Source organism: Streptomyces sp. SID14478 (assembly GCF_010548525.1).
In the GTDB taxonomy this organism is placed as follows: Bacteria; Actinomycetota; Actinomycetes; order Streptomycetales; family Streptomycetaceae; genus Streptomyces.
The window spans coordinates 1-23,301 of the sequence record NZ_JAAGMG010001108.1 but is presented as its reverse complement, the minus strand read 5'-3'; the positions used below and the strand labels follow the sequence as shown (position 1 = coordinate 23,301).

Sequence of the window (23,301 nt, the reverse complement as noted above, 5' to 3'; positions counted from 1 at the left end):
CCCCGCACGCCGTGCGCCGCGCACTCGACGACCTGCTGCCCCCGGCCGGCGGCCCGCAGCGCGACCACCTCACGCACGTCTGGCAGCGCACCGGGCACGACCCGTCCGCCGGGCTGCTCGTCGTGCCGCTCACCCCCCTCGGCCGCGACGACGTCCTGGCCATGCTCGACCGGGCCTCGTCCCGGCTGCTCCACCCCCACCTGGCCTCCGCGCTGCACGCCCTGACCGGCGGGCACCCGCTGGCCGGCACGCTACTGTGCGACGCCGTCGTGCACGCCGCGGGGAAGAACCGCTCCGTCACCCCCAAGGACCTGCTCGACCTGGAGACCGAGAACGGCCGGCCCGTCACCCAGGTGCTCCTGGAGGAGCTGCTGCCGGACCGCCGCCAGCGCGAGCGGCTCGTCGTGCTCTGCCTCGCCAGGGACCACGAGGCCGCCGCCGCGCTCGCCCAGGACCTGGGCCTGGACGGCCCCGAACAGCTCCCCGTGAACGCGGCCGCACAGTACCTGGTGGAGCGGCAGTGGCAGCGGCCCGTACCGCCCGAACTGCCGTTGGTGGAGCACGCGTTGCTGCAGACGCTCCTCGTCCACGAGGCCCGCCGCACCTCCCCGCACTCCGACGATCCGCACAGCTGGCACCGGATCCACCGCTTCCTGCACCTGCACCACGTGCGGAGGGCCGACACCGAGGAGGCCGACGCGCTGCGGCACAGCCTCGCCACGGGCAACGCCGCGCAGGTGGTCGACATGCTCGCCGACGAGTTCGGCGCCGAGGAGGCCGAACAGAGCGTCGAGCACTGGCTGTTGTGCCTGCGCCGCTGCGCGTCCGCCCCGACGCCGCCCGCCGGCAGCGCGCCCGACGGCGCCGCCCCCTGGACCGACGAGCGGGTACAGATCGCGCTCGGCGAGCACGCCGCCCGCTTCACCCACCTCGACGAGGCCGGCCGTGGCATCAACCGCCTCCTGCACGCCCTGTGGTACCTGTCCGAGCCGTACGCGGACGCCGCCATCGACCCCGACGCCGAGACGCTGTGCCAGGCCGTCGGCGACGAACTCGGTTTCCTCTCCCGGCGCCACCCCACCTGGTACGCGGCGCTCGGCCGAGGTGCCCGCGACTGGCCGCCCGCCGCCCGCAGGAGACAGCTCCTGCCCATCCCCGCCATCGAAGGATCATGATGTTCCGTGGCCGCCCCAAGGAGTGGGGTCCGCTGGATTGGTGCGTCGCCCTGGCCGTCGTCCTCGCCCTGGTCGGCGGCGTCGTCCTGTGGCAGCAGACCCGGCCGGGCCCGTGCGGCGACGGCATGGACAAGCGCGGTGACGACTGTGTCGGTGTCACCGCGCGGGCCTTCGAGACGGGCGACGCCACCACCGACGGCCTGATCCGCGCCGTGGCGGACGAGAACGCGCGCGTGAAGCGCCAATGGGACGACCCGCAGGGCAACGCGGCCCGCATCCCGTACGTGCGGATCGCGCTGATGATGCCGTTCACGTCGGACACCACCAGTGCGATGACCCGCGAGATGATCCAGCGCGGCCTGGCCGGCGCGCTCGCGTCCCAGCAGCAGGCGAACGGGTCCGGCGGCCCCCACTACCAGCTCCTGCTCGCCCCCGACGGCCGCGACCTCGACCAGTGGGAGAGCGTCGTGGACCGGCTCGACGACCTCACCGGGGACGACGAGGCGCCGTTGGTCGGGGTGACCGGCATCCCCAGCAGCACGACCGAGACGCGCGACGCCGTCGCCGCCCTGTCGCACCGCTCCATCCCCACCGTCGGCCCCGTGATCACCGCGGCCTCGATGAACTCCCGGTACTTCTTCAAGACCTCACCCAACAACGAGCAGTTCTCCCACGCCCTCGACGCGTACCTGAAGGCACACCGGGGCAACGGGCGCGGTGTCCTCGTCTGGGACAGCCGCGAGGGCGACGTCTACTCGCAGGACCTGCGGTCCGTGTTCGAGAGGCGCTTCGGCCGCCGCTACGACCTGAAGACCAACAACTCCCACTTCGTCGGCTCGTCCGGTGACGACCAGGGCATCCCGCAGCGGTTCGCCGACGCGGCCGAGAAGATCTGCCGCAAGAAGGTGGACACCGTCTTCTTCGCGGGCCGCGACCAGGACCTGCCCGCGTTCATCAACCGCCTCGCGGACGAGGGGAGTTGCGACCGCAGCCAGAAGGTGCGGATCCTCAAGATCGGCATAGGGCTCGAACCCACCCTCACCACCAAGGCCATCGAGAGCAGCCTGAAGAGCGTCAACGCGACCATCGTCGACGCCTCCGCCTACGACCCCGCCTGGGCGGACGGCAAGGGGACCCCGCCCCGGGGCTCCGCCGCCTTCCTGGACCGCTTCCGGCAACTGCAGAAGACGTACGCGCTGGGCGCCTCGCCGCTCTCCGACGGGTACGCGGCGATGTACTACGACGGCTTCAAGCTGCTGGCCGACGCGATGGACAGCACGTACAGCGAGGTCAACGACGGCGGTGCGCCCAGTGCCGAGCCCTCCCCGCTGCCCAAGGCCAAGGACCTCTACAGCACCCTGACCACCTCGACCATCGACGGCCCGTCCTGCACCAGCGGCTGCCTGGTGGGCGCGAGCGGCACCTACGGCTTCGGCGGCCCCGGCGAGAACGACCAGTGGGCGGTCTGCAAGCCGGTCCCGGTCGTCGAGTTCCCCGCAGGCGCGACCAAGAGCCGCTCCCCGTACCGCACGTACCGGGGCGCCGAGGCGGGCGCCTGCCCCGGGTGAACCACCCCGGGGCAGGCGAGGCCGCTCCCTCCTCAGGCGCGGTAGCGGAAGACGATCCGCCCCCGCGTCAGGTCGTAGGGGCTGAGCTCCACGAGCACGCGGTCGGCGAGCAGGATCTTGATGTAGTTCTTCCGGATCTTGCCGCTGATGTGCGCGAGCACCTTGTGCCCGTTCTCCAACTCCACCTGGAACGTGGCGTTGCGCAGGCACTCGACGACGGTGCCCTCGATCTGGATGCCGGGATTCGTCCTGGTCATGAGGGAAGCACCAGCTCCAGGTTGCTGCTCGCACGCTCGGCGCCGACGCCGTCGAAGAGCGCGGTGGCCGCCTCGTTGAGCTCGCTCGCCTCGGCCGACGCCGCCCCGACCCCGGAGCGGTGCAGGGAGCCGAGGACCTCGGCGAGAAGCGCCCGCGCGATGCCGCGGCGCTGCCGGCCTGCCCGGACCGCGAGGAGGCCGATCCGCGGCTGCCGGGGCACCGGAGCCACCCGCAGCAGCCCCACGTAGTCGTCCCCCTCCGCGGCCACCGCATACTTCGTCGGGTCCACCACGGTGGAGTCGTCGAGGCGCGGCAGCACCTCGGCCGGCATCTCCTGCCAGCCGACGGACGCCGCCACCTCGGCCCGGATCACCCGGTCCAGCGCGCGCAGCGGGCCCTTGTCCGCCGCGCCGAGCGGCAGGATCGTCACGCCCGGCGGCGGCCGAACCGCGCCGAGCCCCGTGACCTGCGGGTCGGTGGGTACGAGGCACACCCACTCGCGGCGGCGGACCGTGAAGCCCACGCGCTCCCACTGGGACGCGAGGGGGAGGTCGCACGCGTCGACGATCGTGTGGAGCGGCCTCGGCAGGTCCGCCAGCATCGCCGCGGCCAGCAGGTCGAACGTCGCGTCGTGCCAGGCGTCGATGCTGAGGAAGAGCCGTCCGTCGTGCCGGGGCCACGCGGCGCCGCGGCCGACGACCTCGTCGTCCTCCAGCGCGTGCCAGTGCCGCTCGGCGACGCGGACGATCACTGTCGTGCGGGGTGAGTGCGCTGATGAATGCGTTGATTCCATAGGTCTGTGCCTTTCGGGAGTGCCCTGTCCGGGCGCTCCCGGCGACCTAGGTCAATCGCCGGACCGTGAATCCGAGGGGAGCACCCACCTGCGTACTGCGGTCATGGGGTCCCACCTCCTCGGGTCGCGTCACGGTTCGCAGCAGACGGTAGGCGGTGTGCGGGCGCCGCGTCCACCCATTTGTCGCCGGACGCACCGCTGGGCCGCGGGGAGGTCCCCGCGGCCCAGCGGTGCGATCGGGTCCGGCCGGAATCCGGCTCCGGAGCTAGCTCAGGAGTTCCACCTCCGCCACCGTCGGCGCCCCGCCGGTGAACACCAGCCGGTAGTGCTTGTGCGACCCCGGCGACGCCACGCTGAACGCCCGCGTCTGCTTGTCCCAGGTGAAGGACTCGCCGGAGCGTTCATCGATCGTCTTCCAGGACGCGCCGTCCTCCGACGCCTCCAGCTTCCAGCCCGTCGGCGCCTTCGCCTTGTCGTCGGACGTCAGCGTGTACTGCACCGCCTTCGCGCCGTCGGCCTTGACCGGCAGCTCCACCGACTGCGAACTTGCCGACGTGGCGGAGGAGTTGTCGAAGAGCGGGCCCGTGCCGGTGATCGCGTCCGCGCGCGGCGCCGGCACCTTGTCGTCCTTCGTGATGGACGTCGGAGCCGCGTCCGCGCCCGTGCCCCACTTCGACGGCTTCGAGCCCATCGCGAACTCGATGACGCCACCCTTGGCGACGACCGAGTGGGGGAGCGAAGTCTTCGACCAGGTGCGGCCGTTGACCTTCACGCCCTGCACGTAGACGTTCTTCGCGCTGTTCTTCGGCGCCTTGATGACGAGGTCCTTGCCGTTCTCCAGGTGCAGCGTCATCTTCGTGAACTGCGGGGAACCGATGGCGTATTCGCCGCTGCCCATGACCAGCGGGTAGAAGCCCATGGACGAGAAGAGGTACCAGGCACTCTGCTCGCCGTTGTCCTCGTCGCCGTGGTAGCCCTGGCCGATCTCGCTGCCGGTGTAGAGACGGGAGAGCACCTCGCGGACCTTCTCCTGTGTCTTCCACGGCTGGCCCGCCGCGTCGTACATGTACGTGACGTGGTGCGCGACCTGGTTCGAGTGGCCGTACATGCCCATCCGGACGTCCCGCGCCTCGGTCATCTCGTGGATGACACCGCCGTACGACCCGGCGACGTCCGCCGCACCGGTCTCCGGCGTCGCGAAGTACGTGTCGAGCTTCTTGGCGAGGCCGCTCTTGCCGCCGTACAGATTGGCGAGGCCACGGCTGTCCTGGACGGCCGTGAACGCGTAACCCCAGGCGTTGGTCTCCGTGTAGTCGTAACCCCAGATGCTCGGGTCGAAGTCCTGCGACTTCACGCGCCAGTCGCCCTTGGCGTCCTTGCCCTGGAAGAAGCCCGTACCGGCCGCCTTGCCGTCGAACATGTTGACGTAGTCACGGGCCCGGTTGAGGAAGTACTCGGACTCCTCCTTGTACTGCTTCTTGCCGGTCTTCTTGTAGAGGGTCTGGCCCATCTGCGCGATGCCGTAGTCGTTGAGGTAGCCCTCCAGCGCCCACGACAGGCCCTCGTGCGTGTCCGACGCCGTGTAGCCGAGGAAGGGGGACGTCTCCATGCCCTTGCGCCCGACACCCGACTGCGGGGGCACGACCGTCGCGTTCTTCACCGCCGCCTTGTACGCGTCCTCCGCGTCGAAGTCGACGCCCTTCACGTACGCGTCGGCGAAGGCGACGTCCGACGACGTGCCGGTCATCAGGTCCGCGTAACCGGGCGACGACCAGCGCGAGATCCAGCCGCCGTCCTTGTACTGCTGCACGAAGCCGTCGACCAGTTCACCCGCCTTCTCGGGCGTCAGCAGCGAGTACGCGGGCCAGGTCGTCCGGTACGTGTCCCAGAAGCCGTTGTTCACGTACGGCTTGCCGTCGACGATCTTCGCGCCGGTGTGCGTCGGGGTGTCCGGACCCGGCATCGGCGAGAACGGCGAGGCGTACTGCGACTTCGAACCGACCTGCTCGAAACCGGAGTTGGGGTACAGGTACAGGCGGTACAGCGACGAGTACAGCGTCGTGCGCTGGTCGTCCGTCGCGCCCTCGACCTCCACCTTCTTCATCAGCGTGTCCCACTGGGCGCGCGCCGCGTTGCGCACCGCGTCGAACGACCTGCTCCGCGGCAGCTCCTGGCGCAGGTTGTCCTTCGCCTGGTCGATGCCGATGAGGGAGGTCGCCAGGCGCAGCGTCACCGTGCGGTCCTTGCCCGCGTCGAAGGTGAAGTGGCCCTTCACGCCCGCCGAGTCGGCGTCCTTCACCGGCTTGTCGAAGACGCCGTACACGAACAGCCGCGTCGCGCCCGTCGACAGGCCCGACTTGACGTCCGAGTAGCCGGTGACGACCCCGTTGTCCTTGTCGAGGGTCAGGCCGCCCTGCTCGGAGACGTTGTCGAAGACCACGCTCGCGTCGTCACCGGGGTAGGTGAAGCGCAGCGCGGCGGCGTGGTCGGTCGGCGCCATCTCGGCCTTCATGCCGTTCTCGAACGTCACGCCGTAGTACGACGGGGTCGCCGTCTCGTTCTCGTGCCGGAACGGCTGGGCGCGGCCGGCCCGCGAGGTGTCCACGGTGCCCGACTGCGCCGACGGCATCATCTGGAACGTCTGCCGGTCGCCCATCCACGGACTCGGCTCGTGGCTCGCCGCCAGGGCCTCCATCGTGGGCAGGTTGTCCGCGTTGTTGTCGCGCGCGTAGTCGTACAGCCAGCTCGTGGAGCCCGCGTCGGTCACCGGCGTCCAGAAGTTGAAGCCGTGCGGGACAGCGGTCGCCGGGAAGGTGTTGCCGCGCGAGAAGCCGCCGCTGGAGTTGGTGCCGCGGGTCGTCGACGCGTAGTCGCTCAGGTGCGCCTTCGGGCGCGTCCTGGGGGCCTTGGCGATGCTGAGGTCGTCGAGCCAGCCGCGGAACTTCGCCGGGCCCTTCGCGGAGTCGTACCCGACGAGCACCCGGTCGATCGTCTTGCCCGCGGCGACGGAGCCGATGCCGGACTTCACGGCGTTCCACTGGTTCACGTAGAGCCGCTTGGCGTCGCCCTGGCCCTGCGGGGTCAGCAGCCCGCCGTGGGAGTCGACGGCCTTCAGGTCGCTCAAGTAGGTGCCGTCGGTGAAGGCGAGGTCGACCGAGACGTTCGTCGCGTCGTAGTCGCGGTCCTTGTCCGCCATCTGCGGGAAGATCTTGTACGACAGCTCGGTGTCGCGCTGCACCGCCACGTCGACGTCGAAGACCTTGTTGTACGAGTACGCGCGGCCGTCCGCCTTGTGCGCACCGGCATAGCGCAGCGCGTGCTTGCCCGTGAAGCCGGCGCCCGTCTTGGCGGTCGGCGACGAGGACGGGCCGCGGTCGACCAGCGAGAGCATGTCCGCGGGCGGGGGCGGCGGGGTCTGGTCGCCGTCCGCGGCCAGCTGGAAGTCGGCCAGCTGCACGGCGTCGCTCGCGCCGTTGTTCTTCGTGACGTCCAGGCGGAAGTAGGCGTAGGAGCCCGGGTGTTGGATCTCGTACGTCTTCGTCTGGTGCCGCTCGGCGAACGACTCGCCGGAGCGGGAGTCGACCGTCGTCCACTTCTCGCCGTCGACCGAACCCTGCAGCGTCCAGTCCACCGGGTCGCGCTCGTCGGCGTCGTCGGCCGAGGTGAGCGCGTACGTCGCCGTCGCGATCGGCCGGTCCAGGTCGTAGTCGACCTGGGCGGTCGGCGTGAACGCCAGCCACTTGGTCTTCTGGTCACCGTCGATGAGGTTCGCCGCGCCCTCGCCGCCGTCCGCGTTCTCGCTGGTGGCGCGGACGGAGGTGACGCGGTTGTTGAGGTTGCCGGGGATGCCCGGCCCCGGCTCCGTGGGCAGGCCGCTGTCGACGCCGCTCGCCCGCTTGCTGCCGTCGGCTGCCGTGTCGACCGTGTTGAGCCAGTCCGGCGCGGGCTGCCCCTGCTCGAAGGAGGAGCTGAACTCCTGTGCCGGACGCGGTTTGTGGGCCTGCGGCGCGGCCGCCGCTCCCTGTCCGACCGCGGTGAGCACGAGCGCGGACGCGCCCAGTGCCGCGGTGGCGGCGAGTCTATGTCGTGACCTGCTGGTTCTGCCCTGCATGCGGGTGCACCCTCCCGGCGTTTCGACAACGTTGTCAGTTCGCTGCGCAAGGTCCAGTAGGGAGGCAAGTGGCCAGCGGTGTCAAGGGTGTTGAGGAGTGTCGGGGGCGCGCGCGGGAACATCCGCGCGTCATCCGGCGCCGGGCGTGCGCTCCGCGCCGCGGCACGGGGGGCTGCGCGCGACGCGGACCTGCGGGGGAGAGGCTGTTCGCAGGCGGCTATCGGGTGGCTCGCGGGCGGCTTTCGGGGCGGCTCGCGAATGGGGTCGGCGCTCGCTCTGCGGGATGCGGACGCCGTTGCCGTTGCCGATGCCGTCGACTTCTCTGTGGGTCTCTGCACTCGCCTTGGCTGTGGCTGTGGCTGTGGCTGTGGCTGTGGCTGTGCCTGCCGCTGCCGCTGCCGCTGTCGCCGCCGTCGCGCGGAGCGGTGACGATGCCGCCCCGAGGGGCGGCCCCGGTGACGGGAAGGCAGCGGCTGTGCGCTGCCCGCGGCGGCAAGTCGCCGACGAACTGACGGGGCGCCAAATGCGATCTGTGGTTCGCCTCGGACGGACCGATGGGCGTGCACAACCCCTCGATGCGTTCACTGTCCGAACGCTCGCCGCCCCGAGATGACCAACAATGCCGAATTCGGGCCACTCGTCCCCCTATGGAGGCGCCGACAGCTTCCGGACTGCGGAATTCCGCTACACCCTTTGTAGACAACGGAGTTCGGAAGATCGACTTCGTCCGCACTGCGGCTTATTTCCGGGAGGTCTCAACTCGGAAAAGACCGACTGCCAAACCTGCATTCGATCTTGCCCCGCTCACAGGGAGTGGACTATACCTGTCGGCGTCTGCCTCGGTCGTGTTTCGGCCGGTGGCCGACCCGGGGGACAAGGGGGGAATCGGCGGGACGTGCCAGAGCACCGACCGTCCGGCCTCTCCGCCGATCCCGGACTTCCTGCACCACCCAGCTCCACTGCGTTCCCTCGGGACGGAGCATTTCCGGACACCCTTCGGACATGCCTTTCCGGCCCGGGACCCGGGATTCGATCTCGGCACAACACAGCACATCACCGCGGTGCCGGGGAGGATCCGGTGCACCGCCTGAGTCCTGGAGAAGGCGAGGACTTGAGCATGGGATCCAACCCCGGCGTGGGCCATCGCGATCTGGTCAAGCGGAGGGCGGCCGCCGCTCCGGCCGCGGCTCCGGCGACCGCTCTTCCGGCATCGCTCAGCTGATCACCGTCGGTGCCGCCGAGCGGCACCGAGACGACGGCGCTCAAAGAGAAGTGCGGCGAGCGCACGGCCGGCCCGGCCCGGCAGCCGCACACGTAGGACACCCGTACAGCTCCAATCGATCAGTGAGGATGCAGAGATGACCATTCGTTCCGGCTCTCTTGACAGGCGGACGCTCCTGCGCGGGGCGATCGCCACTGCGGCCATGGGCTCGTTCGCCGTGGCGTGTGGCTCTCCCTCCAGCAAGGACGACGAAAGCGACAGCGGCCCGAAGGGCGAGAAGAGCGCCAAGAACCCGTTCGGCGTCGCGGAGAACTCCAAGGTCGACGCGGCCATCTTCAACGGCGGCTACGGCACCGACTACGTCGCGTACACCAACAAGGTCGTCGGGAGCCAGGTCAAGGGCCTCAAGGTCGATGTCAAGCCGGTCGTCGACATCGCCCCGGAGCTCCAGCCCCGGTTCGTCGGCGGCAACCCGCCGGACCTCATCGACAACTCCGGTGAGGACCAGATCGGCTTCCTCGGCATCCTCGACCAGCTCGAGGAGCTCGACGACGTCTTCGAGGCGAACAACTACGAAGGCAAGAAGATCGCCGACACGGTCTACCCCAACGTGAAGAAGCCCGGCACGTACAACGGCAAGTTCGTCGGACTCAACTACGTGATGACCGTGTACGGCGTCTGGTACTCGAAGACGCTGTTCGAGGCGAACGGCTGGACCCCGCCGAAGACCTGGGACGAAGCGCTCGACCTCGGCCAGAAGGCGAAGAAGAAGGGCAAGTACCTCTTCGTCCACGGCAAGGAAGCCGCGACCTACTACCAGACCATGCTGATCAACGGGGCGGTCAAGGAGGGGGGCGACGAGGTTCGGCTCTCTCTCGAGAAGCTGGAGAAGGACTCCTGGTCGCAGCCGGCCATCCAGGACATCCTCAAGGTCATGGAGACCATGGTCAAGGAGAAGATGTTCGTTCCCGGCGGCTCCGGCACCCAGTTCCAGAAGGCGCAGGCGCACTGGAGCAACGACCAGAAGGCGCTCCTCTACCCGAGCGGTGGCTGGATCGAGAACGAGATGGCGAAGGCCACCAAGAAGGACTTCCAGATGACCGGCATCCCGGAGATGGTGGTCTCCAGCAGCCCGAAGATGCCCTACGAGTCGATTCGCGCAGAGGCGGGCGAGCCGTTCATCGTCCCCAAGAAGGGCAAGAACTCGGCCGGCGGCAAGGAGACCCTGCGGGCGATGCTGTCCAAGGAAGCGGCCGCCAACTTCTCCAAGACGAAGAAGGCCCCGACGATCGTCAAGGGCACGGTGCCCGCCGACGGTTACGGATCGACGGCGCTGGTCTCGCAGACCAAGATGCTCGAAGCCGCGGGCTCGAACATCTTCAACATCCAGTTCATCTTCGCCTACGGGATGAACACCGACATGCTGGTGCCGTGGAACTCGTTCCTCTCCGGTGACCTCGACCGCAAGGGCCTCACCTCGGCTCTGCAGAAGATCTCCGACAAGATCCGGGAAGACGACTCCGTCAAGAAGCTCGAGGTCAACTAGCACCGCCATGAGTGACACGACCACCAACCCCAAAACCGCGAGCCGCCGGCCCGAGCCGGCCGCTCGCGGCGGGCGTCCCCGACGCCGCAAACTCACCTTCGACCGGGTGACGTTCTTCCTCGCGTTCCTCGGTGTCCCGCTGGCCGTCTTCGTGATCTTCGTCCTGTACCCGTTCTTCCAGGCGATCTTCTGGGCGATGACGGACTGGCGTGGCTTCAGTCCGGACTACAACTTCCTCGGGCTGGACAACTTCACCAAGTTGTTCGAGGACGACGTCTTCCTGAAGGCGTTGCGCAATGTCGCGCTGCTCGCGGCCTTCGTACCGCTGGTGACGTTGACGCTCGCTCTGGGAGTCGCGGTGGCTGTCACCCTGGGCGGGCCCAGCATCGGCCCCGTCCGCGGGATCCGGGGCGCGTCGTTCTACCGCATCGTCTCGTTCTTCCCGTACGTCGTGCCGGCGATCATCGTCGGCCTGATCTGGGCGCAGATGTACGACCCGAACGCCGGCCTGCTCAACGGCGTCCTCACCAAACTCGGCCTGGACTTCAAGGAGTTCTCCTGGCTGGGCGAGCAGGCGACCGCGATGCCGGCGCTCATGTTCGTCATCATCTGGGGGCTCGTCGGGTTCTACGCGGTGCTCTTCATCGCCGCGATCAAGGGAGTCCCCGCCGAGCTGTACGAGGCGGCCAGGATCGACGGGGCGGGCCGTTTCCGGATGACGATCTCGGTCACCCTGCCGGCGATCCGGGACAGCGTGCAGACGGCGTACATCTATCTGGGCATCGCCGCGCTGGACGCGTTCGTCTACGTACAGGCCCTGTTGCCGAACGGTGGGCCGGCCAACTCGACCCTCACGATCAGCCAGGACCTGTTCAACACCGCGTTCCGCAAGGGACAGTTCGGATATGCCACCGCGATGGGGGTCGTCCTCGCCGTCGTCACGCTGGTGTTCGCGGCCCTGGTGTTCGCCGTCAACCGTCTGACGGGCGGCGGCGAGAGTGAGGGCAAGAAGAAAACGCCTGGGGCCAAGGCTCGGCGTGCCGGAGCCAAGGGAGGTGCCCGGTGAGCGCCATAGCCGCCGACCGGAAGCAGGCGAGCGACCGCAAGCCTGCGCGGGACCGGAAGCTGACGCGAGCCGTCGTGAGCAGCGACCGCAGGTTCGCGGCGCTCTCGCACGGCCTGCTGATCCTGTGGTCCGTGATCGTGATCGTGCCCATGCTGTGGGTGCTGGTGTCGTCCTTCAAGTCGACCAGCGAGATCCTGTCGTCGCCGTTCACGCTGCCGGACCGCTGGCGGTTCGAGAACTACGAGCACGCGTGGACCGACGCGAGTATCGGGAAGTACTTCCTGAATTCGGTGATCGTCGTCGTCTGTGCGCTGTTCCTGGTGATGCTGCTGGGCGCGATGTGCGCGTACATCCTGGCCCGGTTCGAATTCCCCGGCCGACGCGTGATCTATTACGTGATGCTCGCCGGCCTGACCTTCCCGGTCTTCTTGGCGATCGTGCCGCTCTTCTTCCAGCTGCAGAACTTCGGGCTGCTGAACACGCGGCCGGGACTGATCCTCACTTATGTCGCGTTCGCGCTGCCGTTCACGATGTTCTTCCTCTACTCGTTCTTCCGGTCACTACCGCATGACGTCTACGAGGCCGCGCAGATCGACGGTGCGGGGGAATGGCGGGCGTTCTTCCAGGTGATGCTGCCCATGGCCAGTCCCGGCATGGCGGCGGTGGCGATCTTCAACTTCCTGGGCCTGTGGAACCAGTTCCTGCTGCCGGTGGCGCTCAACACCAACCAGGACAAGTGGGTCCTGACCCAGGGGATGGCCGCCTACGCGTCCTCGCAGGTGTACAACATCGACTACGGCGCGCTGTTCGCGGCGATCGTGATCTCGGTCGTGCCCGTACTCATCGTGTACATCATCTTCCAGCGCCGGATCGCCGGTTCGGTGTCGCAGGGCACCTTCCGCTGATCGTCGCGCCACTCGTCGCGCACAGGGGCCCGGCCCCGGAGAGACGTCTCTCCGGGGCCGGACCCCTGTGCGCGACGGCACTACCGCGGGTAGCCCGGGGCGGACACGGCCTGGAACCGATTTCCGTCAAGGGCTTGACGCCACTGGGCGATTCAGCGGAGCTTGGAGTTCATAACTTGTACAAGGCCCGGTCACTGTCCGTGTGATGCGGGCCGGTGGGCGGCCCAGCGCGCGGGGGCCGCCCGACATAGGGGTAAGGGTGGAGTGAGTCAATGGAGACTCCGGGGTCGCAGTCGTCGCTGCACCGGGCCAATCTGGAGCGGGTCGTACGTGCCGTACGGCTCGCCGGTTCGCTCACACAGGCGGAGATCGCGAGGACGACCGGCCTGTCCGCGGCGACGGTCTCCAACATCGTCCGCGAGCTCAAGGACGGGGGAACCGTCGAGGTCACGCCCACCTCGGCGGGCGGACGACGGGCCCGCAGCGTCTCGCTCAGCGGCGACGCGGGCATCGTGATCGGCGTCGACTTCGGCCACACGCACCTGCGCGTCGCCATCGGCAACCTCGCGCACCAGGTCCTCGCCGAGGAGTCCGAGCCGCTGGACGTGGACGCCAGCGCCGCGCAGGGCTTCGACCGTGCGGAGGAGCTGGTCGAGCGGCTCATCGCCGCGACCGGCGTGGACCGCTCCAAGGTCGCCGGAGTCGGGCTCGGCGTGCCGGGCCCCATCGACGTGGAGAGCGGCACCCTCGGGTCGACGTCCATCCTGCCGGGGTGGACCGGCACCAAGCCGGCCGAGGAGCTGGACCGCCGCCTGGGCGTGCCGGTGCACGTCGACAACGACGCCAACCTGGGCGCCCTCGGCGAGCTCGTCTGGGGCAGCGGCCGGGGCGTCAAGGACCTGGCGTACATCAAGGTGGCCAGCGGCGTCGGCGCGGGCCTCGTGATCGACGGGAAGATCTACCGGGGGCCGGGCGGCACCGCGGGCGAGATCGGGCACATCACGCTGGACGAGTCGGGCCCGGTCTGCCGCTGCGGCAACCGCGGGTGCCTGGAGACGTTCACGGCCGCCCGGTACGTCCTGCCGCTGCTGCAGTCCTCCCACGGCACCGATCTGACCATGGAGGCCGTCGTGCGCCTCGCGCGCGACGGTGATCCGGGCTGCCGCCGGGTGATCGCGGACGTGGGCCGGCACATCGGCTCCGGGGTCGCGAACCTGTGCAACCTGCTCAACCCGAGCCGGGTCGTCCTCGGCGGCGACCTGGCAGAGGCCGGAGAGCTGGTCCTGGGGCCCATCAGGGAGTCCGTGGGGCGCTATGCGATCCCCAGTGCCGCCCGCCAACTCTCCGTCCTTCCCGGGGCGTTGGGCGGCCGCGCGGAGGTGCTCGGGGCGCTCGCGCTCGCCCTCAGCGAGATGGGCGATTCGACCCTTTTGGACGGATCTGTGCCCGCACCTACACCTGCCTTCACTTAGAGAACGCATGACACCGTTGCCATCTCGTTAAGGATTTACTCCTTGACGCTGGGGTTGCGGCCGAGTTGACTTCCGGCTACCTCGGCCGCAACGTCGCGGCCTCGTCAGGGAGGTTTCTGAAGTGAACACGCGTACGCGTCGTGCCGCCGTTGCTTTCTGCGCCACCGCCATGGCTGTCTCGCTCGCCGCTTGCGGCTCCGCCAAGGAGTCCGGCGACAAGGCCGACAGCTCGAAGTCGAGCGGCAAGAAGGGCGACGACATCACCGTCGGCCTGCTGCTGCCGGAGAACCAGACCGCTCGGTACGAGAAGTTCGACAAGCCGATCATTGAGAAGCAGATATCCACGCTGACCAATGGCAAGGGCAAGGTCGACTACCTGAACGCCAAGCAGGACGCGACCCTCCAGTCGCAGCAGATCGACACGATGATCACCAAGAAGGTCGACGTCCTGATCCTGGACGCGGTCGACTACAAGGCCGTCGCCTCGGGCGTCAAGAAGGCCAAGGACGCCGGCATCCCCGTCGTCGCGTACGACCGCCTGGCCGAGGGCCCGATCGCCGCCTACACCTCCTTCGACAACGAAGAGGTCGGCAAGACGCAGGGTGAGGCGCTCCTGAAGGCCATGGGCTCCAAGGCCACCAAGAGCAGCAAGATCGTCATGATGAACGGTGCGGTCACCGACCCGAACGCCGCCCAGTTCAAGAAGGGCGCCCACTCCGTCCTCGACGGCAAGGTGACCGTCGCCAAGGAGTACGACACCAAGGAGTGGAAGCCGGAGAACGCCAACGCCAACATGGAGGCCGCCATCTCCGCGGTCGGCAAGGACAAGATCGCCGGCGTCTACTCCGCCAACGACGGCATGGCGGGCGGTTCCATCACCGCACTGAAGAGCGCGGGCGTGAGCAAGCTTCCCCCGGTCACCGGCCAGGACGCCGAGCTCGCCGGTGTGCAGCGGATCGTCACGGGCGACCAGTACATGAGCGTCTTCAAGTCGTACCCGCAGGAGGCCGAGACCGTCGCCAAGATGGCCGTCTCCATCGTCAAGGACGGCAAGCTCGACAGCTCGATCGCCACGGGCACCGTCGACAGCGGCACCGAGAAGAAGGTCCCCTCGGTCATCGTCCCGGTCGTCTCGCTGACCCAGGCGAACATCAAGGACACGGTCATCAAGGAGGGTTACTACACCCTCGGCGAGATCTGCACGGCCAAGTACAAGGCCGCCTGCGACAAGATCGGTCTGAACTAGACGAGCCGGAGTCGCCTCGGCAACTCCCTTGTCCTGCACGGGACATGAGCGCACCGTGAAGGAGCGCGCCCGTGTGACGAGCACGTCCGGCGCCCTGCCGCCGACAGCCCCGCAAGCTCAACGGCGGGGCGCCGGACGGAAGTCTCCCCCCTCAACTCTTCTCTTCTGTTCAACCTCCCGCCGGGTCAGGCCTTTGGCGGCGAAGGAGATGGTTCACGTGTCCGCTACGCCTGTTCTGGCGTTGCGCGGGGTCTCCAAGCGATTCGGTGCCGTCCAGGCGCTCACCGACGTAGAGCTTGAGGTCCACGCCGGTGAGGTGGTCGCCCTGGTCGGCGACAACGGTGCCGGAAAGTCCACCCTGGTCAAGACGATCGCCGGTGTGCACCCCATCGATGAGGGTGCCATCGAATGGAACGGCAGCGCCGTCGCGGTCAACCGGCCGCACGACGCCCAGAACCTGGGCATCGCGACCGTCTACCAGGACCTCGCGCTCTGCGACAACCTCGACGTTGTCGGCAACCTCTTCCTGGGGCGCGAGATCAAGCGCCGCGGCGTCCTCGACGAGGTCGAAATGGAGCGCCGGTCCAGGGAGTTGCTGGATACGCTCTCCATCCGCATCCCCAGCGTGCGCATCCCGATCGCCTCGCTCTCCGGCGGTCAGCGCCAGGTCGTGGCCATCGCCCGCTCCATGCTCGGCGAGCCCAAGCTGGTCATCCTCGACGAGCCGACGGCCGCCCTGGGCGTCGAGCAGACCGCGCAGGTCCTCGACCTCGTCGAGCGGCTGCGCGAGCGCGGCCACGCGGTCATCCTCATCAGCCACAACATGGCCGATGTGAAGGCCGTCGCCGACAAGGTCGCGGTCCTGCGGCTCGGCCGCAACAACGGGGTGTTCGAGGTCAGGACCACCTCGCAGGAAGAGATCATCTCCGCCATCACCGGTGCCACGGACAACGCCGTGACCCGTCGTGCGGCGCGCAGCAACGCGGAGGCTCAGAAGTGAGCATCGACAAGACCGACAAGCCGCAGAGCCCCGTGGACGCCGCCCCGGCAGCGGCCGGCGCCGCCGTGACCGCCGTCGACCCCCGCCTCCTCGTGCGCGAGCAGGGATTCGCGGGCTACGTCAGCGAGTTCAAGCGCAAGATCAAGGGCGGCGACCTCGGTGCCGTCCCGGTCGTCATCGGCCTGATCGTTATCGCCGCGATCTTCCAGAGCCTCAACTCGGCGTTCCTGGGCGCGGAGAACCTCAACAACATCTTCGTCGCCATGGTCGCCACGGGCATGATGTCCGTCGGCATCATCTTCGTGCTGCTGCTCGGCGAGATCGACCTGTCGGTCGGCTCCGTCTCCGGTGTCTCCTCGGCGATCACGGCCGTGATGAGCGTCACCCACGGCGTGAACGAGTGGCTGGCCGTCCTCACCGCCCTCGCGGCCGGTGCCGTGATCGGCGCCCTGCACGGCTTCTTCTTCGCCCGGATCGGCGCGCCCGCGTTCGCCGTGACCCTGGCCGGCCTGCTGTTCTGGAACGGCTTCATGCTCCAGATCCTGGGCTCGAACGGCACGATCAACATCGACGGCGACGGCGTGGTCGGCAAGCTGACCAGCTACTACTTCTCCGACGTCGCCGCCGCGTACATCCTGGCCGTCGTCGCGGTCCTCGGCTACTTCGTGCCGACGTTCCTCGCCAACCGGCGCCGCGCCGCCGCGGGCATCCCGTCCCGCCCGCTGAGCGACCTGGTGATGCGCACGGTGCTGCTCGCCATCGCCGCCTTCGGCGTCGCGATCATCTTCAACCAGTACAAGGGCCTGCCGCTCGCGGTGCTGCTCTTCGCGGTCGTCCTGGTCGGCAGCGACTTCGTGCTGCGCCGCACCTCCTACGGCCGCAAGGTCTTCGCGCTCGGCGGCAGCGTCGAGGCCTCGCGCCGTGCGGGCATCAACGTCACGGCGGTGCGCATCTCGGTCTTCGCCATCGCCGGTCTGTTCGCCGCGGTCGGCGGCCTCTTCTGGGCCTCCAAGATCGCGGCGGCCAACCAGAGCGCCGGTTCCGGTGACCTCCTGATGAACGTCATCGCCGCGGCCGTCATCGGCGGCACCAGCCTCTTCGGCGGCCGGGGCCGCACCTGGAACGCGCTGCTCGGTGTGCTGGTGATCACCTCGATCCAGTACGGCCTGGCGCTCCAGGGCATCGCCACTCCGATCCAGTACATGATCACCGGTGGTGTGCTCCTCGCCACGGTCGTCATCGACTCGATCACCCGCAAGACCCAGAAGTCCGCAGGCCGTGCCTGACCGCTTCTGAGCCGGTCCTCCCCGGTCTGACTGTGCCCGGCGTCAACGGTGACGCCGGGCACAGTCATGCTCCGAACGCCCGGCCCGCCCGCCGTTCGCGGCGGCGGAACATTAGACTCGACAAGCCCGGCAAGCTCGAACAGCTCAACCAGCTACTCACAGCTCTACTGCAAGGAGGCACGGGTGCCGCTGCTGACCCGCATCACGGGACCGCGCGATCTGGACCGGCTCAGCCTGGAGCAGCTGGACCAGCTGGCAGGAGAGATCCGGACCTTCCTGGTCGACGCGGTATCCAAGACCGGCGGCCACCTCGGCCCCAACCTCGGCGTCGTCGAGCTGACCCTCGCCCTGCACCGCGTCTTCGAGTCGCCCCAGGACAAGGTCCTGTGGGACACCGGCCACCAGTCCTACGTGCACAAGCTGCTCACCGGCCGCCAGGACTTCTCCAAGCTGAAGATGAAGGGCGGCCTGTCGGGCTACCCCTCGCAGGCCGAGTCCGAGCACGACGTCATCGAGAACTCGCACGCCTCCACCGTCCTCGGCTGGGCCGACGGCCTGGCCAAGGCCAACGAGGTCCTGCGCAAGGGCGACCACGTCGTCGCGGTCATCGGTGACGGCGCCCTCACCGGCGGCATGGCCTGGGAGGCGCTGAACAACATCGCGGCCGCCAAGGACCGCCCCCTCGTCATCGTCGTGAACGACAACGAACGCTCGTACGCGCCCACCATCGGCGGCCTCGCGAACCACCTGGCGACCCTGCGCACCACCGACGGCTACGAGCGCTTCCTGGCCCGCGGCAAGGACCTCCTGGAGCGCACCCCGGTCGTCGGCCGCCCCCTGTACGAGACGCTGCACGGCGCCAAGAAGGGCCTCAAGGACTTCATCGCGCCGCAGGGCATGTTCGAGGACCTCGGCCTCAAGTACGTCGGCCCGATCGACGGCCACGACATCGAGGCCCTGGAGTCGGCGCTGACCCGCGCCAAGCGCTTCGGCGGCCCGGTGATCGTGCACTGCCTCACCGAGAAGGGCCGCGGCTACACGCCCGCCCTCCAGGACGAGGCGGACCGCTTCCACGGCATCGGCCCCATCCACCCCGACACCGGTCTGCCGATCAAGGCGTCGGGCGCCGACTGGACCTCCGTGTTCGGCGACGAGATGGTGCGGCTCGGCCAGGAGCGCGAGGACATCGTGGCGATCACCGCCGCGATGCTGCAGCCCGTCGGCCTGAAGAAGTTCGCGGACGCCTTCCCGGACCGCGTCTACGACGTGGGCATCGCGGAGCAGCACGGCGCGGTGAGCGCGGCCGGCCTCGCCACGGGCGGCCTGCACCCCGTCTTCGCCGTCTACGCGACGTTCCTCAACCGCGCCTTCGACCAGGTCCTGATGGACGTGGCCCTGCACAAGTGCGGCGTCACCTTCGTGCTGGACCGGGCCGGCGTCACCGGCACCGACGGCGCCTCGCACAACGGCATGTGGGACATGTCGATCCTGCAGGTCGTCCCGGGCGTACGGATCGCCGCCCCGCGCGACGCCGACCAGGTCCGCGCCCAGCTGCGCGAGGCCGTCGAGGTGTCGGACGCCCCGACGGTCGTGCGCTACTCCAAGGGCGCGGTCGGCCCGGCGGTCGAGGCGGTCGGCACGGTCGGCGGCATGGACGTGCTCCGCGAGCCGGGCAGCGACCGTCCCGACGTCCTGCTCGTCTCGGTCGGCGCGCTCGCCCCGATGTGCCTGGAGATCGCCGACCTCCTCGACAAGCAGGGCATCACGACCACGGTCGTCGACCCGCGCTGGGTCAAGCCGGTCGACGAGGCGATGGCCCCGCTCGCCGAGCGCCACCGGGTCGTCGTCACCGTCGAGGACAACTCCCGCGTCGGCGGCGTCGGTTCGTCGATCGCCCAGGCGCTGCGCGACGCGGGCGTCGACGTCCCGCTGCGCGACTTCGGCATCCCGCCCCGTTTCCTGGACCACGCCTCCCGCAAGGAGGTCATGCAGGAGATCGGCCTGACGGCCCCCGACATCGCCCGCCAGGTCACCGGCCTGGTCTCGAAGCTCGACGGCCGCCACGAGAGCGCCGCGCGCCAGGAGATGGAACCGGCACGCGACTAGGGCCTGTCCGGCGGATCAGGTCGCGGCCAAGGTGGCCCGTGCCGTTCTGTGCTGGTGAGGGGGGTCTGGTGCGTCGAGATGCAAGGCGGAGGAGGGCGTCAACGCGGAGCGTTGGCAACCGACGACAACGCCGCAGGTCGGCGTGCCAGACCCCGCGTCCGCGACAAGATCCGCCGGACAGGCCCTAGCTCCGGGCTCGCATCGGGGCCGGCCGGATCACCCATCAGGTGGTCCGGCCGGCCCCTTTCGTATGAATCCCCGTGACTGACCCGCGCTCCGGAGGCCACTCGTCCCGATCATGTCGGGGACGACAAGGCGCACAAGGCGCACGGAGGTAGCCGGTGACCACCCAGCCAGACGCGGGACGCGCACGCAGCGGACTGTTCAGGACGAAGTCCATCGAGCAGTCCATCCAGGACACCGAGGAGCCCGAGCACCAGCTCAAGAAGTCCCTGTCCGCCCTCGACCTCACCGTCTTCGGTGTCGGCGTCGTCATCGGCGCCGGCATCTTCGTGACCACGGGCACCGTCGCCAAGAGCTACGCGGGCCCGGCCGTCGCCCTCGCGTTCGTCGTCGCCGGCATCGTGTGCGCGCTCGCGGCGCTGTGCTACGCCGAGTTCGCCTCGACCGTCCCGGTGGCGGGCTCCGCATACACCTTCTCGTACGCCTCGCTCGGCGAGTTCGTCGCCTGGATCATCGGCTGGGACCTGGTCCTCGAACTGGCGCTGGGAGCGGCCACCGTCGCCGTCGGCTGGGCCGGATACGTCCAGTCGCTCCTCGACAGCTGGGGCATCCCGCTGCCGACGGTGCTGCGCGGCCCCTCCGACGGCAAGTTCGGCTTCAACATCGCCGCCGCGCTGCTGATCCTGGTGATGACCGGGGTCCTGGTCGCCGGCGTGAAGCTGTCCGCGCACGTGACCTCGATCGTCGTCGCCATCAAGGTCCTGGTCGTCCTGATCATCATCGCCGTCGGCAGCTTCCACATCGTCGGAGCCAACTACAAGCCGTTCATCCCGCCCCAGAAGGAGCTGACCGGGAACTCGGGGCTCAGCGCGACGCTCCTCGAAGCGATCTTCGGCTACACCCCGTCGGCCTTCGGCGTCATGGGCATCTTCACCGCCGCCGCCATCGTCTTCTTCGCGTACATCGGCTTCGACGTCGTCGCCACCGCCGCCGAGGAGACCGTCGACCCGGCCAAGGACGTGCCGCGCGGCATCATCGGCTCCCTCGCCATCTGCACGCTGCTGTACGTCGCCGTGTCGATCGTCGTCACCGGCATGCAGAAGTACTCCACGCTCAGCGCGGACGCCCCGCTCGCCGACGCGTTCAAGGCGATCGGCCAGCCCTTCTGGGCGGGGCTCATCAACTTCGGCGCCATCGTCGGCCTCGTCACCGTCGTGATGATCCTGCTGCTCGGCCAGGGCCGCGTCTTCTTCGCGATGAGCCGCGACGGACTCCTGCCGAAGGTCTTCAGCGACGTCCACCCGAAGTTCCGCACGCCGTACCGCTCGACGATCATCCTCGGCATCGCGTCCGCGGTCCTCGCCGCGTTCGTCTCCCTCGAAGAGCTGTCCAAGCTGGTCAACATCGGCACGCTGTTCGCCTTCGTCGTCGTCGCCCTCGGCGTGATCGTCCTGCGCCGCACCCGCCCCGACCTGCCCCGCGCCTTCCGCGCCCCCTGGGTGCCCGTGCTGCCGATCGCCTCGGTCGCCGCGTCGGTGTGGCTGATGCTGAACCTCTCGGTGGAGACCTGGCTGCGCTTCCTCGCCTGGATGGTCCTCGGCCTGGTCATCTACTTCGTGTACGGCCGCGGCCACAGCAAGCTGAGCCGCGACTCCGCGTAACGGCCACGCGAGCGACCCGGCCCCGTATGTCCCGCTTCGGTGCGGACTGCGGGGCCGGATAGTTTGGCGCCCATGCTCACCGAGGCGCCGACGTCATCACCGTACGTATCCGAAACCCCGTACGCCCCCGAAGACCGCCGCAGCGCCCCGGACCGCAGACCGCCCGCCGCCGGCTACTGGCGCCGCCTCGTCCCCCTGCTCGCCGTCCTCGCCTGCCTCACCCGGATCCCCTCGTTCGCGCGGCCCCTGTGGAACCCCGACGAGGGCTATCTCGCCGTCCAGGCGCGGATGTTGGCGCACGGCGGCACGCTCTACGACACCGTCGTCGACCGCAAGCCACCGCTCGTGCCCTGGCTGTACGAGGCCGTGTTCGCCGTCTTCGGCTCCGGCTCGCTCACCCCGCTGCGCGTCTGCGCCGTCGCAGCCCAGCTGGCCACGGCCGTGCTGCTCGCCTCGCTCGCCCGGCGCCGCTGGGGGGACGGGGCGGGCCGCACCGCGGGCGTGCTGTACCTGCTGGCCTCGATCGGGCTCAACCCGCAGGACGCGCAGGCCGCCACGTTCGAGGTGTTCATGCTGCCGTGGACGGTGGCCGCCGTGTGGTGCGCCGACCGGCGCCGCTGGACCCTGTGCGGGATCGCCGTGGCCGGCGCGTTCCTCGCCAAGCAGACCGGGGGAGCGGTGCTGCTGCCCGCCGCCTGGCTGCTGTGGCGGTCCCGGGCGCCGCGCACGGACTGGCTGCGCCTGGGCGTCGGGGCGGCGGCCCCGGTACTGGTGGTCGCCCTGTGCACCGATCCGGCGGGCTTCCTGTTCTGGACGGTGACCGGCTCGGGCGCCTACGCCTCCTTCGCCGGCTCCGAACTCCACGTCCTCGGCCGGGGGTTGACCAACGCGGCGATCCTGGCGGTGGCCTGCGCGGGCATCATCCCGCCGATCGTGCGCGTGCTGCGCATCGCCCGCACCGGGTGCGGCGAACTGTGGCTGTGGCTCGGCGCGTCCGCCGCCTCGGTGCTGGCCGGCTTCCACTTCTTCGGGCACTACTACCTTCAACTCGTCCCGCCCCTCGCCCTGTTGGGCGCGGCGGCGCTCACCATCCTGCCGCGGGAGCGCGTCGTGCACGCGCTCCTCGTCTCGGTGTGCTGCTGCTCCCTCTTCGTGACCTGGGGCATGTGCGCCCCGCGCACCGACCTCGTCCACGCCCAGCGCGTCGCCTCCGCCCTGCGCACGCACACCGCGCCGCACGAGCGGGTCCTGGTGTGGGGCATGCACCCGGAGACGTACTGGCTGGCGGACCGGGCGCCCGCGAGCCGGTACCTGACGGCCGGGCTGCTCACGAACTACAGCGGAGGGCGGGACGGGCCGCAGGTGGGGGAGAAGTGGGCGATGGCGGGCGCCTGGCCCGTCCTGCGCCGGGAGCTGGCCGCGCGCCCGCCCGCCTGGATCGTCGACGACTCGCGAGGCGCTCCCTACCGGCCGGAGCGGGTGCGGTCCCTGAAGCGCATCCTGGCCTCGTACCGGGAGGCGGGCACGGTCGACGGGGCGGTGCTGTACCGCTACCGGCCGGACGGGCCGTCGTAGACGGTGCGCGGTCCGGTGACCCGGGCGCCCAGCGCGCGCACCCGCTCCCGCAGCTCCCGGTCGGCGGTGACGACGAGGACGGGCCGGCCCCGGAACTCGGCCGCGAGCTCCACGATCCGGTCGTCGCC

The 23,301-nt window shown here is 69.5% G+C and carries 14 protein-coding genes and 2 pseudogenes; 12 read left to right on the top strand and 4 right to left on the bottom strand.

The window, feature by feature from the left end:
- Positions 1-1,175 (top strand): annotated as a pseudogene (locus G3I40_RS35835) (ATP-binding protein); the annotation flags it as partial.
- Positions 1,172-2,743 (top strand): ABC transporter substrate-binding protein, encoded by a 1,572-nt coding sequence (locus G3I40_RS35830; protein ID WP_239092145.1) that lies wholly within the window; start codon positions 1,172-1,174, stop codon positions 2,741-2,743. The pseudogene G3I40_RS35835 and the gene G3I40_RS35830, both read left to right, overlap by 4 nt.
- A gap of 32 nt (positions 2,744-2,775) precedes the next feature.
- Here the strand turns inward: G3I40_RS35830 and infA are convergent, their stop codons facing one another.
- The 3 genes from infA to G3I40_RS35815 all read right to left on the bottom strand — a co-directional run bounded on the left by infA (position 2,776) and on the right by G3I40_RS35815 (position 7,905).
- On the bottom strand, positions 2,776-3,000 hold the full coding sequence (gene infA, locus G3I40_RS35825) for a translation initiation factor IF-1 (protein WP_164559011.1): 225 nt from the start codon (positions 2,998-3,000) through the stop codon (positions 2,776-2,778).
- A complete protein-coding gene (locus G3I40_RS35820) occupies positions 2,997-3,794 on the bottom strand; it encodes a GNAT family N-acetyltransferase (RefSeq protein ID WP_164559010.1) in 798 nt (265 codons plus the stop codon). The genes infA and G3I40_RS35820 overlap by 4 nt, the downstream gene beginning before the upstream one ends.
- A gap of 265 nt (positions 3,795-4,059) precedes the next feature.
- Complete coding sequence (locus G3I40_RS35815) at positions 4,060-7,905, bottom strand: GH92 family glycosyl hydrolase (RefSeq protein ID WP_164559009.1); 3,846 nt, start codon at positions 7,903-7,905, stop codon at positions 4,060-4,062.
- A gap of 1,358 nt (positions 7,906-9,263) precedes the next feature.
- Here G3I40_RS35815 and ngcE point away from each other — a divergent pair.
- From ngcE to G3I40_RS35765, 10 genes are all read left to right on the top strand, one after another.
- Positions 9,264-10,673 carry an N-acetylglucosamine/diacetylchitobiose ABC transporter substrate-binding protein gene (gene ngcE / locus G3I40_RS35810; RefSeq protein ID WP_203645382.1) on the top strand — a complete coding sequence of 470 codons (1,410 nt, stop codon included), beginning with the start codon at positions 9,264-9,266 and terminating at the stop codon, positions 10,671-10,673.
- Positions 10,674-10,680: 7 nt separating this feature from the next.
- Positions 10,681-11,739 (top strand): sugar ABC transporter permease, encoded by a 1,059-nt coding sequence (locus G3I40_RS35805; protein WP_164559008.1) that lies wholly within the window; start codon positions 10,681-10,683, stop codon positions 11,737-11,739.
- Complete coding sequence (locus G3I40_RS35800; protein WP_164559007.1) at positions 11,736-12,644, top strand: carbohydrate ABC transporter permease; 909 nt, start codon at positions 11,736-11,738, stop codon at positions 12,642-12,644. The genes G3I40_RS35805 and G3I40_RS35800 overlap by 4 nt, the downstream gene beginning before the upstream one ends.
- Positions 12,645-12,916: 272 nt before the next feature.
- Positions 12,917-14,116 (top strand): ROK family transcriptional regulator, encoded by a 1,200-nt coding sequence (locus G3I40_RS35795; RefSeq protein WP_164559006.1) that lies wholly within the window; start codon positions 12,917-12,919, stop codon positions 14,114-14,116.
- 121 nt (positions 14,117-14,237) lie between these two features.
- Positions 14,238-15,362 (top strand): substrate-binding domain-containing protein, encoded by a 1,125-nt coding sequence (locus tag G3I40_RS35790; RefSeq protein ID WP_164559005.1) that lies wholly within the window; start codon positions 14,238-14,240, stop codon positions 15,360-15,362.
- A gap of 208 nt (positions 15,363-15,570) precedes the next feature.
- A complete protein-coding gene (locus tag G3I40_RS35785) occupies positions 15,571-16,362 on the top strand; it encodes an ATP-binding cassette domain-containing protein (protein ID WP_203645381.1) in 792 nt (263 codons plus the stop codon).
- The gene (locus G3I40_RS35780) at positions 16,359-17,648 is read left to right on the top strand and encodes a sugar ABC transporter permease (RefSeq protein ID WP_164559003.1); all 1,290 of its coding nucleotides are present in this window, start codon (positions 16,359-16,361) and stop codon (positions 17,646-17,648) included. Before G3I40_RS35785 ends, G3I40_RS35780 begins: the two co-directional genes overlap by 4 nt.
- Before the next feature lie 183 nt (positions 17,649-17,831).
- Positions 17,832-19,754 carry a 1-deoxy-D-xylulose-5-phosphate synthase gene (gene dxs, locus G3I40_RS35775; protein ID WP_164559002.1) on the top strand — a complete coding sequence of 641 codons (1,923 nt, stop codon included), beginning with the start codon at positions 17,832-17,834 and terminating at the stop codon, positions 19,752-19,754.
- A gap of 341 nt (positions 19,755-20,095) precedes the next feature.
- Positions 20,096-21,598 (top strand): amino acid permease, encoded by a 1,503-nt coding sequence (locus tag G3I40_RS35770; protein ID WP_164559001.1) that lies wholly within the window; start codon positions 20,096-20,098, stop codon positions 21,596-21,598.
- A 72-nt stretch (positions 21,599-21,670) separates the two neighbouring features.
- Positions 21,671-23,173, top strand: a complete 1,503-nt coding sequence (locus tag G3I40_RS35765; protein ID WP_164559000.1) for a glycosyltransferase family 39 protein — start codon at positions 21,671-21,673, stop codon at positions 23,171-23,173.
- Here G3I40_RS35765 and G3I40_RS47630 read toward each other — a convergent pair.
- A pseudogene (locus tag G3I40_RS47630) lies at positions 23,149-23,301 on the bottom strand (NTP pyrophosphohydrolase); the annotation flags it as partial. The gene G3I40_RS35765 and the pseudogene G3I40_RS47630 sit on opposite strands and share 25 nt — an antisense overlap.

Bases quoted from the DNA above. Each gene is read 5' to 3' on its own strand.
- G3I40_RS35830 (WP_239092145.1), top strand. From the start codon at position 1,172: ATGATGTTCCGTGGCCGCCCCAAGGAGTGGGGTCCGCTGGATTGGTGC.
- infA (WP_164559011.1), bottom strand. From the start codon at position 3,000: ATGACCAGGACGAATCCCGGCATCCAGATCGAGGGCACCGTCGTCGAG.
- G3I40_RS35820 (WP_164559010.1), bottom strand. From the start codon at position 3,794: ATGGAATCAACGCATTCATCAGCGCACTCACCCCGCACGACAGTGATC.
- G3I40_RS35815 (WP_164559009.1), bottom strand. From the start codon at position 7,905: ATGCAGGGCAGAACCAGCAGGTCACGACATAGACTCGCCGCCACCGCG.
- ngcE (WP_203645382.1), top strand. From the start codon at position 9,264: ATGACCATTCGTTCCGGCTCTCTTGACAGGCGGACGCTCCTGCGCGGG.
- G3I40_RS35805 (WP_164559008.1), top strand. From the start codon at position 10,681: ATGAGTGACACGACCACCAACCCCAAAACCGCGAGCCGCCGGCCCGAG.
- G3I40_RS35795 (WP_164559006.1), top strand. From the start codon at position 12,917: ATGGAGACTCCGGGGTCGCAGTCGTCGCTGCACCGGGCCAATCTGGAG.
- G3I40_RS35785 (WP_203645381.1), top strand. From the start codon at position 15,571: ATGGTTCACGTGTCCGCTACGCCTGTTCTGGCGTTGCGCGGGGTCTCC.
- G3I40_RS35765 (WP_164559000.1), top strand. From the start codon at position 21,671: ATGCTCACCGAGGCGCCGACGTCATCACCGTACGTATCCGAAACCCCG.